This window comes from Dysosmobacter sp. Marseille-Q4140 (assembly GCA_018228705.1).
Taxonomy (GTDB): Bacteria; Bacillota; Clostridia; order Oscillospirales; family Oscillospiraceae; genus Oscillibacter.
The window spans coordinates 3,113,172-3,126,544 of sequence record CP073694.1 but is presented as its reverse complement, the minus strand read 5'-3'; the positions used below and the strand labels follow the sequence as shown (position 1 = coordinate 3,126,544).

Annotated in this window: 11 protein-coding genes; 7 read left to right on the top strand and 4 right to left on the bottom strand. The window is 63.6% G+C overall.

Annotated features, from left to right (window positions below; translation table 11 throughout):
- The first annotated feature begins 125 nt into the window (after positions 1-125).
- The 7 genes from ygeW to KFE19_15665 all read left to right on the top strand — a co-directional run bounded on the left by ygeW (position 126) and on the right by KFE19_15665 (position 8,571).
- Positions 126-1,316 (top strand): knotted carbamoyltransferase YgeW, encoded by a 1,191-nt coding sequence (ygeW, locus tag KFE19_15695; protein QUO37772.1) that lies wholly within the window; start codon positions 126-128, stop codon positions 1,314-1,316.
- Positions 1,317-1,419: 103 nt separating this feature from the next.
- Complete coding sequence (gene arcC, locus KFE19_15690; GenBank protein ID QUO37771.1) at positions 1,420-2,355, top strand: carbamate kinase; 936 nt, start codon at positions 1,420-1,422, stop codon at positions 2,353-2,355.
- A 271-nt stretch (positions 2,356-2,626) separates the two neighbouring features.
- Entirely contained in the window at positions 2,627-3,898 is a 1,272-nt protein-coding gene (locus KFE19_15685) for a BMP family ABC transporter substrate-binding protein (GenBank protein ID QUO37770.1), read from the top strand.
- A gap of 137 nt (positions 3,899-4,035) precedes the next feature.
- On the top strand, positions 4,036-5,613 hold the full coding sequence (locus KFE19_15680; protein ID QUO37769.1) for an ABC transporter ATP-binding protein: 1,578 nt from the start codon (positions 4,036-4,038) through the stop codon (positions 5,611-5,613).
- Positions 5,610-6,719, top strand: coding sequence for an ABC transporter permease (locus KFE19_15675; protein QUO37768.1), 1,110 nt, complete (start codon positions 5,610-5,612; stop codon positions 6,717-6,719). Before KFE19_15680 ends, KFE19_15675 begins: the two co-directional genes overlap by 4 nt.
- Positions 6,716-7,702, top strand: a complete 987-nt coding sequence (locus KFE19_15670) for an ABC transporter permease (protein QUO37767.1) — start codon at positions 6,716-6,718, stop codon at positions 7,700-7,702. Before KFE19_15675 ends, KFE19_15670 begins: the two co-directional genes overlap by 4 nt.
- 179 nt (positions 7,703-7,881) lie before the next feature.
- Complete coding sequence (locus tag KFE19_15665; protein QUO37766.1) at positions 7,882-8,571, top strand: phosphatase PAP2 family protein; 690 nt, start codon at positions 7,882-7,884, stop codon at positions 8,569-8,571.
- 104 nt (positions 8,572-8,675) lie between these two features.
- On the opposite strand, the gene folD is transcribed toward KFE19_15665, so the two are convergent.
- Genes folD through KFE19_15645 form a run of 4 tightly spaced genes read right to left on the bottom strand, consistent with a single transcriptional unit; the run spans position 8,676 to position 13,207 of the window.
- A complete protein-coding gene (gene folD, locus KFE19_15660; protein ID QUO37765.1) occupies positions 8,676-9,518 on the bottom strand; it encodes a bifunctional methylenetetrahydrofolate dehydrogenase/methenyltetrahydrofolate cyclohydrolase FolD in 843 nt (280 codons plus the stop codon).
- Entirely contained in the window at positions 9,499-10,644 is a 1,146-nt protein-coding gene (gene lgt, locus KFE19_15655; GenBank protein QUO37764.1) for a prolipoprotein diacylglyceryl transferase, read from the bottom strand. Before lgt ends, folD begins: the two co-directional genes overlap by 20 nt.
- 2 nt (positions 10,645-10,646) lie before the next feature.
- The gene (locus KFE19_15650) at positions 10,647-11,942 is read right to left on the bottom strand and encodes an insulinase family protein (protein QUO37763.1); all 1,296 of its coding nucleotides are present in this window, start codon (positions 11,940-11,942) and stop codon (positions 10,647-10,649) included.
- Positions 11,939-13,207 (bottom strand): insulinase family protein, encoded by a 1,269-nt coding sequence (locus KFE19_15645; GenBank protein ID QUO37762.1) that lies wholly within the window; start codon positions 13,205-13,207, stop codon positions 11,939-11,941. The genes KFE19_15650 and KFE19_15645 overlap by 4 nt, the downstream gene beginning before the upstream one ends.
- Between the last annotated feature and the right edge of the window lie 166 nt (positions 13,208-13,373).

Below are 13,373 nucleotides of genomic sequence, written 5' to 3'. Positions count from 1 at the left end.
AATCAACCGGGAGAACCCTTAGGTTCCCCCTGGCCCCCCTCCGGAGAAAACGGGGCGGAGATCCACATACCGGCCATTTGCTGTAATATTCACTGTAATTACATACTTGATAAGGAGAGCTGACTATGTCTAAGACCATCGAGCTGGCCAAGCATCTGGAAACCCTGCACATCAACAACATGTACAAGTCCGACTTCTACTGGACCTGGGACAAGACCGACGAGGAGCTGGACGCCATCTTCACTGTGGCCGATGCCCTGCGGGACCTGCGTGAGCGCAATAAGTCCACCCGGATCTTCGACTCCGGCCTGGGCATCTCCATCTTCCGCGACAACTCCACCCGCACCCGCTTCTCCTTCGCCTCCGCCTGCAACCTGCTGGGCCTGACCGTCCAGGATCTGGACGAGAAGAAGAGCCAGATCGCCCACGGCGAGACCGTCCGTGAGACCGCCAACATGGTCTCCTTCATGGCCGACGTCATCGGCATCCGGGACGACATGTTCATCGGCGAGGGCCACAAGTATCAGAAGACCTTCATGGACGCCGTGAAGGAGGGCTACCGCGACGGCATCCTGGAGCAGCAGCCCACCCTGGTGAACCTGCAGTGCGACGTGGACCATCCCACCCAGTGCATGGCCGACATGCTGCACATCATCCATGAGTTCGGCGGCGTGGAGAACCTCAAGGGCAAGAAGATCGCCATGACCTGGGCCTACAGCCCCTCCTACGGCAAGCCCCTGTCCGTGCCCCAGGGCGTCATCGGCCTGATGACCCGCTTCGGCATGGACGTGGTCCTGGCCCATCCCGAGGGCTATGACGTCATGCCCGAGGTGGAGGAGATCGCCAAGAAGAACGCCGCCGCTACCGGCGGCAGCTACAAGAAGGTCGCCACGATGGAGGAGGCCTTCGACGGCGCCGACATCGTCTATCCCAAGTCCTGGGCTCCCTTCGCCGCCATGGAGCAGCGCACCAAGCTGTATCAGGCCGGTGACCAGGCTGGCATCGACGCTCTGGAGAAGCAGCTGCTGGCTCAGAACGCCCAGTTCAAGAACTGGAGCTGCACTGAGGAGATGATGAAGCGGACCAAGAACGGCAAGGCCCTGTACATGCACTGCCTGCCCGCCGACATCACCGGCCTGAGCTGCAAGGAGGGCGAGGTGGACAACTCCGTGTTCGACCGCTACATCAACCCCCTGTACAAGGAAGCCAGCTACAAGCCCTATGTCATCGCCGCCATGATCATGATGAGCAAGGTGAAGGACCCCGTGTCCGCCCTGATGGCTCTGGACGGCGCCGACAAGCGCAAGCGCTTCTAAGATTCTGAAATATTTTCGAGACTTTTCGGTTTTGGCGGGAATAGCATGCTTATTCCCGCCAAAACTATCAGATAGTCTGACTATGTAAAGGGGATACACCATTATGGGCAAACGGATCGTCATCGCCCTGGGCGGCAACGCCCTGGGCAACAACCTGCCGGAGCAGATGGCCGCCGTGAAGCACACGGCCAAGGCCATCGCCGACCTGATCGAAGAGGGCCACGAGGTCGTGGTGGCCCACGGCAACGGCCCCCAGGTGGGCATGATCAACATCGCCATGACCACTCTGTCCCGCGAGGACAAGAGCCACCCCATCGCCCCCATGTCCGTGTGCACGGCCATGAGCCAGGGCTATATCGGCTACGACCTGCAGAACTCCCTACGGGAGGAGCTGCTGGACCGGGGCATCCACAAGCCGGTGGCCACCATCCTGACCCAGGTCCAGGTGGACCCCCAGGATCCGGCCTTCCAGAACCCCACCAAGCCCATCGGCACCTTCATGACCGAGGAGGAGGCCGAGGAGATGCGCCGCCGCGGCAACGCCGTGATGGAGGACGCCGGCCGCGGCTGGCGCCGCTGCGTGGCCTCTCCCAAGCCCAAGGCCATCGTGGAGATCGAAACCATCCGGGCCCTGGTGGACGCCGGACATGTGGCCGTGGCCTGCGGCGGCGGCGGCATCCCGGTCTACAACACCGAGGGCAACCACCTCAAGGGCGCGGGCGCTGTCATTGACAAGGACTTCGCCTCTGAGCTGCTGGCGGAGGAGCTGGACGCGGACGCACTCATCATCCTCACCGCCGTTGAAAAGGTGGCTGTCAACTTCGGCAAGCCCGACCAGCAGTGGCTGGACCACCTGACCCCGGCCGAGGCCAAGAAGTACGAGGCGGAGGGCCAGTTCGCCCCCGGCTCCATGCTGCCCAAGGTTCAGGCCGCCGTGAAGTTCGCCGAGTCCAAGCCCGGCCGCACGGCCCTGATCACCCTGCTGGAGAAGGCCAAGGACGGCATTGCCGGAAAGACCGGCACCTCGATCTCCCAGTGATCTGCGCCGCCCTCCGGGCGGAAAGGTCGATCTGTGAGATTTCTACAAGGAGAGCGGATCATCCGCTCTCCTTTTTTGTTTTTTCAATTTGTTTTTTGTCGATTTTTAACAAAGGTTAACCTATCTGAACGGATTTTTTATGGTCCATCCAACGATAAAAACCAAAAATTTAGTTGAATTTTTTTCCGGGAACTTGTATGATGTCAGTAGGCAAAGTCATCCCTGTAAGTCCCTACAAGCTGTTCCAACGATTTTGAAGGAGGAAAACAGAATGAAGAAGTTTCTTGCACTGCTTCTCGCCCTGCTGATGGCGCTCTCCCTGGTAGCCTGCGGCGGCGGGGACGACACCGCGACTGAGGAAGAAACCACTACGGACGACACCGCCACCGAGGAGACCGCCGTCGACGTGAAGATCGGCCTGATCTGCGTTCACGACATCAACTCCGGCTACGACGCCGCCCACATCGAGGGCCTGACCGCCGCCTGCGAGGCCATGGGCATCGACGTGGACAGCCAGGTGATCATGAAGTACAACATCGCCGAGGACCAGAACTGCTACGACGCCGCCGTGGACCTGGCGGAGCAGGGCTGCAACATCATCTTCTCCGACTCCTACGGCCATCAGACCTACATGCTCCAGGCCGCCCGTGAGTACAGCGATATCACCTTCGTCTCCTGTACCGGCGACCAGGCCGGCGTTGCGGGCCTGGACAACTTCAAGAACATCTTCCCCTACACCTATGAGTCCCGCTATGTCTCCGGCGTCGTGGCCGGCATGAAGCTCAAGGAGCTGATGGACGCCGGCACCGTCACCGATCCCTATGTGGGCTACGTGGGCGCCTTCCCCTACGCCGAGGTGGTCTGCGGCTACACCGCCTTCCTGCTGGGCATCCAGTCCATCGTCCCCGAGGCCCACATGGACGTGCAGTACACCAACTCCTGGTATGATCCCGTGGCTGAGGGCGAAGCTGCCAACACCCTGATGGCCCGCGGCTGCGTCATCATCGGCCAGCACGCCGACTCCACCGGCGCTCCCTCTGCCGTCCAGGAGGCTCTGGACAAGGGCACCGTGGCCTACTCCGTGGGCTACAACATCGACATGCTGTCCGTGGCTCCCACCGCCGCCCTGACCTCCGCCCAGAACAACTGGTCCGTCCTGTACCAGGCCACTCTGGAGAAGTTCGTGGCCGGCGAGGAGATCCCCGCCGACTACGCCACCGGCATTGCCGACGGCGCCGTCATGATCTCCGCTCTGGGCGAGAGCTGCGCCGAGGGCACTCAGGAGGCCGTCGACGCCGCTTGGGCCGGCATTACTGACGGCAGCCTGAAGGTGTTTGACACCTCCAAGTTCACCGTGGGCGGCGAGACCGTCACCGAGTATGAGGTCAACTTCTCCATCATCGACTTCGCCACCGGCGACGTGGTGTTCGAGGGTCCCACCGAGAACGTCATCGCCGACGGCGCCTTCCAGGAGTCCGTGTACCGCAGCGCTCCCTACTTCGACCTGCGCATCGACGGCATCACCGAGCTCAACAACAACTAAATTCCGACCGAAAAGGGGGCTGCCCTGGGGCAGCCCCTTTTTCCAAACTCCCTTCGCGGCAGGCAGGCCGCCGGGGTCTTTTCCCTTTTCTTTTCCCTCCGGAGGGCACGCCTGAACTAAAAGAAAGGAAGATTCGCTTGGAACAAACCTACGCCATTCAAATGAAGCACATCACCAAGCGGTTCGGCAAGGTGGTCGCCAATGACCACGTCTCGCTGGACATCAAACGAGGAGAGATCCTGTCTCTGCTGGGCGAAAACGGCAGCGGCAAGACCACCCTCATGAACATGCTGGCCGGCATCTACTTCCCCGACGAGGGCGAGATCCTGGTGAACGGCCAGGCCGTCACCATCGCCTCCCCCAAGGACGCCTTCGACTGCGGCATCGGCATGATCCACCAGCACTTCAAGCTGGTGGACGTGTTCACCGCCGCGGAAAACATCGTCCTGGGCCTGGAGGGCAGGCAGAAGCTGGACCTGAAGGCCGCGGCCGCCAGGATCAACGAGATCTGCGACAAATACGGCTTTGTGATCGACCCCAATAAAAAAGTCTACAATATGTCCGTCTCCGAAAAGCAGACCGTGGAGATCGTGAAGGTTTTGTACCGGGGCGCGGACATTCTGATTTTGGATGAGCCCACCGCCGTGCTGACCCCTCAGGAGACGGACCGGCTCTTCGACGTCATGCGCAACATGAAGGCCGACGGCAAGGCTATGGTCATCATCACCCACAAGCTCAACGAGGTCATGGAGGTCTCCGACCGGGTGGCGGTGCTGCGCAAGGGCCAGTACATCGGCGACGTGGCCACCGCCGACACCAATCCCCAGAAGCTGACCGACATGATGGTGGGACACGCCGTCACGCTGAACATCGACCGGCCCCTGGTGGAAAACCGCCATCTGCGGCTGGAGGTCAAAGACCTGACGGTGCTGAGCGCCGACGGGGTCAAGGCCCTGGACCACGTGTCCTTCGAGGCCTTCGGCGGCGAGATCCTGGGCATCGCGGGCATCGCAGGCAGCGGCCAGAAGGAGCTGCTGGAGGCCATCGCCGGCCTCCGCCCCACCCAGCCCGGCTCCCACGTCATCTACCATCCCCCTGCACCCGACGAACCCATCGCCGGCACCCATGCCCCCGTGGACCGCGCGGGCGAAGATCTGCTGGGCAAGACCGCCCGGCAGATCCACAGCATCGGCGTGTCCATGGCCTTCGTGCCGGAGGACCGGCTGGGCATGGGCCTGGTGGGCTCCATGGGCATGGTGGACAACATGATGCTCAAGACCTACCGCTCCGGCGCCGGCCCCCTCCTCAACCGCAAGCCCCCCCGGGAGCTGGCGGAGAAGGTGAAGACGGAGCTGGACGTGCTGACCCCCAGCCTCAACACCCCTGTCCGCCGCCTCTCCGGCGGCAACGTGCAGAAGGTGCTGGTGGGCCGGGAGATCGCCCAGGAGCCCTCCGTGCTGATGACGGCCTACGCCGTCCGGGGCCTGGACATCAACACCTCCTACACCATCTACAACCTGCTGACGGCGGAAAAGCTCAAGGGCGTGGCCGTAGTCTACGTGGGCGAGGATCTGGACGTGCTGCTGGAGCTGTGTGACCGGATCCTGGTGCTCTGCGGCGGACAGGTCAGCGGCGTCGTGGACGCCCGGACTACTACCAAGGAGGAAGTGGGTCTGCTGATGACCAAGTTCAGAAAGGAGGGCGCGGCGGTATGAGCCAGGTCAAGCAACACAAGGAGCCTCTGCTCCGCATCGCCAAGCGGGACGCCATCGCCACGCCCAAGGCGTGGGGCATCCGCGTGATCGGCGTGATTTTGTCCCTGGTGGTCAGCGGCCTGTTCATCTTCGCGGTCACCAAGCTGAACCCCGTGCAGGTGTATGAGGCCATCTTCGACGGCGCCTTCGGTACGGAGCGCCGGTCCTGGGTCACCATCCGGGACGCCATGATGCTGCTGTGCATTGGCGTGGGCCTGGCCCCCGCCTTCAAGATGAAGTTCTGGAACATCGGCGCCGAGGGTCAGATCCTCATCGGCGGCGTCATCACCGCCGGCATCATGCGGGCCTACGGCAGCGCGCTGCCCACCCCCGCGCTGCTGGTGGTCATGGCGGTGGTGAGCCTGCTGTGCGGGTGCCTCTGGGGCGTGATCCCCGCCGTGTTCAAGGCCGTCTGGAACACCAACGAGACCCTGTTCACCCTGATGATGAACTACGTGGCCATCCAGATCACCAGCTACTGCGTGGCCATGTGGGAAAACCCCATCGGCTCCAACACCGTGGGCGTCATCAACCAGATGACCGGCTACGGCTGGTTCCCGGCGGTGCTGGGCCAGAATTACGGGCTCAACGTGATTTTGGTGCTGGCCCTGACCGTGGGCATGTACATCTACCTCAAGCACTCCAAGCATGGCTATGAAATCTCCGTGGTGGGCGACTCCGAGAACACCGCCCGCTACGCCGGCATCAACGTCCGGAAGGTCACCATCCGCACCATGGCCATCTCTGGCGCCATCTGCGGCCTGGCTGGCTTTATGGAGGTGGCGGGCGTCAGCCACACCATCTCCACCGCCACTGCCGGCGGCCGGGGCTTCACCGCCATCATCGTGGCGTGGCTGGCCAAGTTCAACACCTTCGTCATGATCCTGATCTCCTTCCTGCTGGTCTTTTTGCAGAAGGGCGCCATCCAGATCGCCTCTCAGTTCAACCTCAACGACTATGCCTCCAACATCATCACCGGCATCATCCTGTTCTTCATCCTGGGCAGTGAGTTCTTCATCAACTACCGGGTCATCTTCCGTGGCAGAAAGGAGGCCGAGGAAAAATGAATGAAGTGGTCATCCGTCTGCTGCAATCCTCCATCTGCTTCGGCACCGTCATCATGTACGGCGCCATCGGCGAGATCCTGACGGAGAAATCCGGCAACCTGAACCTGGGCGTCCCGGGCATCATGTACCTGGGCGGCATCTCCGGTCTGGCGGCGGCCTTCTTCTACGAGGGCAGCACCGCCTCTCCCTCCGCCATCCTGTGCGTGCTGATCTCCCTGGTGGCGGCCTTCGCGGCCTCGGCCCTGGGCGGCCTGCTGTACAGCTTCCTGACCATCACCCTCCGGGCCAACCAGAACGTCACCGGCCTGACCCTGACCATCTTCGGCGGGGGCCTTGCCAACTTCTTCGGCGGCAGCCTCAACACCATGGCCGGCGGCGTGGGCCAGATCTCCGTCTCCGCCACCAGCGCCGCCTACCGGGCCACCATCCCCGGCCTGTCCGGCCTCGGGGTCGTGGGAAAGCTGCTGTTCAGCTACGGCTTCATGGTGTATCTGGCCATCATCATCGCCGTCGTCATGCACGTGTTCCTCAACCGCACCCGCCGGGGCCTGAACCTGCGGGCCGTGGGCGAGAACCCGGCCACCGCCGACGCCGCCGGCATTGACGTCACCCGCAACAAGTACCTGGCCACCTGTATCGGCGCCGGTATCTCGGGTCTTGGCGGATTGTACTACACCATGGACTACATCAAGGGCACCTGGGCCAACGACGGCACCATCGAGTCTCTGGGCTGGCTGGCCGTGGCCCTGGTCATCTTCGCCACCTGGCGCTCCGTCAACGCCATCTGGGGCTCCTATCTGTTCGGCTTCTTGTTCTGGGTGTACCTCATCATCCCCGGCCTGGCCCGGAAGGACATCGAGCTGTTCAAGATGCTGCCGTACCTGGTCACCATCGCGGTGCTGATCATCACCTCCCTGCGGAAAAAGCGGGAGAACCAGCCCCCCGCCAGTCTGGGCCTTGCCTACTTCCGTGAGGAACGCTGACCCACGCAAAAGAGAGCCGCCGCAAGCGGCTCTCTTTTTTTGCGCCAAAGGGGTTAAAACCGCCGGGCGCCGGGCATCCTCTCTTCAGGACTGTTCAAAACGTTCACAATTTCTTTGCGGATTGTTCACGGAGCCGCCGGAAATCTGTGCTACCGTAGAGAAAAAAAGGAGGGGACACCATGAAACGGCTGCCGGAACGCAGGCTCGCCTATCTGCGGGAGCTGCGCTATGCCCTGTGGGTACCGGTGTATCTAATCTGCTTCTTCCTGCTGGAGCGGCTCATCACCGACGGATACTGGGCCACTCAGCTGCCTCTGGACCGGCTGATCCCCTTCTGCCCGGTCTTTGTGGTGTTCTACTGCCTGTGGTATCCCCTGCTGGTGGCCGTGGGCCTGTATCTGCTGGCGGCGGACCGGGCCGGGTTCCGGCGGTACATGGCCTTCCTGGCGGCCAGCTTTTTCCTGAGCCTGCTGATCTGGTTCCTGCTCCCCAGCGGCCAGGACCTGCGGCCGGACCTGACGGGCCGGACGGATCTCTTCTCCCGCTGGATCGCCGCGCTGTACACCGTGGACACCAACACCAACGTGTTCCCCTCGGTCCATGTGGTGGGGTCCATCGGCGCCGCCTGGGCCGTGTGGGACTGCCCCTCCCTGCGGCGCCGCCGGTGGCCCGGCGTCGCCGCCACGGCACTGGCCGTGTTGATCTGCCTGTCCACCGTGCTCATCAAGCAGCACTCCCTGCTGGACGCCGCGGGCGGCGCGGCTCTGGCGGCGGCGGTGGGCGCGGCGGTCTACCACCGCCAGCTGGTCCGGATCCGGCGGCGGGTCCGCGCCAACCTGCGTCTGCGGCGGGCGGCGGACGGCGCATGACGTCCTCCCCTGTTCCGATCCCGCATCCTGCGGCGGAACGGAGGCTGTATATAGAAAGAAGCGGCTGACGATCTCGTCAGCCGCTTCTTGTTGCCTGTTCTCCCTCACGCCCCGTGATTGCGGGCGGCGGTGAGGATGTTGGCCATCAGCATGGCCCGGGTCATGGGTCCCACGCCGCCGGGGACCGGGGTGATGTAGGAGGCCTTCTCCGCTACGGCGGCGTAGTCCACATCGCCGCAGAGCTTTCCCTCGGCATTGCGGTTCATGGCCACGTCGATGACCACGGCGCCCGCTTTCACCATATCGGCGGTGACCAGGCCCACCCGTCCCACGGCGGAGACCAGAATGTCCGCCTCAAGGGTGACGGCCGCCAGGTCCGGCGTCCGGGAGTGGCAGACAGTCACGGTGCCGTCCGCCTGGGTCAGCAGCATAGCCATGGGCTTGCCCACGATGTTGCTGCGGCCCAGCACCACGCACCGCTTCCCCGCCGGGGAAATGCCGTACTCTCTCAGCATCTCCATGACGCCGGCAGGGGTGCAGGGCAGAAACACCGGTGCGCCGATGGACAGCCGCCCCACGTTCACCGGGTGGAAGCAGTCCACGTCCTTGTCCGGGGCGATGGCGTTCAGGACCGCCTCCTCATCCAGGTGCTTCGGCAGGGGAAGTTGACATAAAATCCCGTCCACCGCATCGTCCCGGTTGAGCCGGTCCACCAGGGCCAGCAGCTCCTCCTGAGAGGTGCCGGCGTCCAGCTTGTGCTCAAAGCTGAGGAAGCCGCACTGGGCGCAGTCCCGCTCTTTTCCGTTTACATAAACACGAGAGGCCGGGTCGTCTCCCACCAGGATCACCGCCAAGCCGGGCCGGCGCCGCAGGCCCTCCGCCGCGGCCGCTGTCCGCTTTTTGACCTTCTCCGCCAGGGCCTTTCCGTCAATGATGGTCGCCGCCATGGGTGCCCTCCTTCTCCCGCTCGTCCGCAGAGTCGGCGGGGATCTCCTCCGCTTCGCTCTCCGGGGCCTCGGAGATCTCCTCCGCGGGGACCGCCGCCTCGCCGGAGATCACCTCTTCTTTTGCAGAGGACGGCTGATCCGCCTGGGTGGAAGTCACCTCCGTCTCTGCAATCACACCGACGGGGTCGTTCTCACCGGCCTCCATGGCTCCGGCCACCTCAGCCTCCAGGGCGGCTTCCTCCGCCGCACGGGCCACCACGTTCACCAGCAGGTCCTCGGCGCTGCGCTTTTTGATCTTGATGTTGTAGAACAGCATCACCGCCGCCACGACCACCATGACCATGCTCAGGGCCTGGGACACCCGGATGGGAGAGCCCATAAAGGTCCAGTCGAAGAGGTACAGGCTGTCGGTCCGCAATCCCTCGATCCAGGCCCGGCCCAGGCCGTACCACAGGAAGTAGAACCAGGTGTTCTCGCCGTCGAACCGGCGGCCCTTGGAGATGATGAACAAAATCAGCATCAGCCCCACGAAGTTCCACAGGCTCTCATAGAGGAAGGTGGGGTGCACCTCGATGGACTGATAGCTGCTGATCCAGATCTTCATCCGCCAGGGCAGGTCCGTCAGTCCGCCGAAGGCCTCCCGGTTGATGAAGTTGGCCCAGCGGCCGATGCACTGGCCCGTCAGCAGTCCCAGCACCGCCAGGTCCGTCATGGCCCAGAATTTCAGCTTCTTGTGCCGGGTGTAGAAGAAGGCCACCAGCACGCCGGCGATGACCGTGCCGTAGATGGCAAGCCCGCCGTCCCAAATGGCGATCATCTCGCCCCAGTTGAGGCTGCCGTCGGCGTTACGGTACAGGTCCAGGTAGAAGATCACGTAGTACAGCCGGGCGCCGATGATGCAGCAGGGCACCGCCCAGAGCACCATGTCCAGCACATTGTCCTCCGTGAGCCCGTAACGCTTGGCCTGCTTCATGCACAGCAGCAGACCCGCCAGCATGGCGATGGCCAGAATGATGCCGTACCAGTAGATCCCGTGGCCGATGTGGATGGCGATGGGGTCCGGATTGAACTCCCAGTCGCCGAATAGGCCCGGGAAACTGATGGGCATGTCCGTTAAACCTTTCAAGATCAAGTTCCTTCTTTCTCTGTGTCTGCGCCGTCTCTGGGCACGATCTCACTGAGGACCGCGCGGTCCTCGGTGATGTTGCGGGCCAGGAAGTCCGCGATGTCCTCCTTGCCGATGGTGTCGAACACCTGGGGGAAGCGGAGGGGATCGTAGCCGTGGAAATAGCCCTCGGTCAGCGTCACGGCGATGTTCTCAAAGGAGTTCAGGCCCCGCAGGTTCTCGCCGAAGGCGGCCTTGCGCACCCGCTGGTAGAAGTCCTCGTCGATGCCCTCCGCGGTGAGCCGCCGGGCCTCCTTCCGGATCTCCGCCGCCACGGTGCGGGCGTCCTTGCTGTCGCCGCCGGCGTAGAGGTAGGCAACACCCGGCATCATCTCGAAGGCGCCGCCGAAGCTGGTGTTGATGAGGCCCTGGTCATAGAGCCGGTGGTACAGGGGGCTGGAGTCCCCCAGCAGGATGTCGCAGGCCATATCGCCGATGGCGGCCAGGCGCAGATACGCCTCCCCCTCCGGCGCCGGATCGCACTTGAAGCCCGTGAGGAACTGGGGCGCGGCCACCTCCATGGCCATGGCCGTCTCCTTCTCCGCCACGGCGGCGGGCTCCTGGCCGTAGTCCCGGGGGATCACGGGGCCGCCCTCCCGGGGCAGGATCCGCCGGGCCAGGTCCACCACGTGGATGGGATCCACGTTCCCCACCACCGTCAAAATCATGTTGGAGGGGGTGTAGAAGGCCTTGTGGCAGTCGTAGAGGGTCTGGGCGGTGATGTGGGAGATGCTCTCCACCGTGCCGGCGATGGACTCCCGGGCGGCGTGGGCCTGATACAGGGCCTTCATCATCCGGGTGTAGAGCTGCCAGTCGGGGTTGTCCTCGATCATGCGGATCTCCTGGCCGATGATGCCCTGCTCCTTGGCCACGCTCTCGTCGGTGAAGTAGGGGATGGAGACGAAGGAGAGCAGGATCTCCAGGTTCTCCTCGAACTTCTCCGTGGAGTCGAAGTAGTAGCCGGTCATGGCGTTGGAGGTGAAAGCGTTGGGCTCCGCCCCGTTCTGGGCCAGCTGCTGGAGGGCGTTGCCCTCCTTGGTGTCGAACATCTTGTGCTCGAGATAGTGGGCAATGCCGGCGGGGGTATCCAGCCACTTGCCGTCCAGGCAGAAGCGGGTGTCCATGCCGCCGTACCGGGTGGCGAAGAAGGCGTACTTCCGGGCGTGCTCCGGCTTTGGCACCACGCAGATCTGGAGGCCGCTCGGCAGCTTCTCCCGGTAGACGGACTCGCCGATCCGCTCGTAAAAGGTCTGCTTCATTCCGCGGCCTCCTTTCCCTTGAGGAAATACACGGTGTCCAGCCCCACGGTCTCCATGGCCCGGAACACCCGCTCGTCGGTCACGTCCCGCAGCTGGGCCGCCAGGTCCTCCGGGGACTCGGTCTGCCCCGTGGCCGCCTGGCCCAGGTAGAAGTTCTCCAGCTTGCCTTGGGAGTCGCCCATGGAGGCGTAGGCATTGAGGAGGGTGGAGCGGGCGCCGCCCATCTCCCAGTCCTCCAGCCGGCCCTTCTGCACCGCCTCCAGCTGGCGCAGAATCTCGTCATAGGCCCGCTGGTAGTCCGCGAACTCGATGCCGGAGGACACGGTGATGAGCCCCTTCTGCCGGTGATAGGCGGAGGAGGCGTAATAGCACAGGGACAGCTTCTCCCGCACGTTCAAAAACAGCTTCGAGTTGCTGCTGCCGCCGAAGAGGGTGTTGCCCAGCAGCAGCGCGGTGTGGTCGCTGCTGCCGCAGGTGAAGCCCATGCACAGCTTGCCCTGGGTCACGTCCAGCTCCTCGGTGATGGTGCGGACCTCCGCCCGGGCCGGGTGAGGCGCGGCGGCGGCGATGTCCCGGATGCCGTCCCGGGGGAGCGTGGCAAAGGCGTTGGCCAGAGCCCGGCGAACCCGCTCCAGCTGGGCGCTGCCGATATAAAAGAGCTCCAGCCGGGCGGTGGAGATCAGCTCCCCGTACTGGGCGTAGAGCTTTTTCATCTGGAGCTTCTCCGCCGTTTTCTCGTCGCCCAGGCGGCTGACGCCGTAGGGCTCCCCGGCGCACATCTCCTGGAGCAGCCGGGCGGCGGCGTAATCCCGCTTGTCGTTGATCTGGCTGCGGATGGCGTCGATCAGGTTGGTCTTTTCGCTGTCAAAATAGGCGCCCACAAACCGGCCCCGCTCGGTGACCGGGTCGCAGATCAGCTCGCCCACCAGGTCCGCCGCAGGCTCCAGCAGCTTCTCCCCGCCGGGGGCGAAGCTGTCGTCGATGAAGCTGGCCACAAAGCCCACGCACTGGTTCTCGCCCTTTTTGCGGATGGTGTACTCCACGCTGGCGCCGTACAGCCGGTCCAGCTGGGCGGACAGGGTCTCCAGGTCCGGATAGCGGACCGTGCCCCGGCGCAGCACCGCCGGCAGCAGCGCCCAGGCGGAGGCAGTCTCCTGCCGCAGGGGCGTCACGAACTGGGCGGAGAGCAGGCTGGTCTTGAATTTTCGCGCCGGCAGGTACGTCAGATAGACGCCGTCCGCCAGCTGCACTCTCGTTGCTTGCAAGGTCTCAACTCCTTTGGGGAGGGAAGGGCCCTCCCGTTTCAACAGGGATTTCAGAACATATAGACGATATTATAGTATATCTTCCCTGATAATTCAAATTCTATTTTTCCGCGTCCCCCGGGGCTTGACGCCGGGCCGGCTTTCCGCTACAATAGCACCCGGGAAT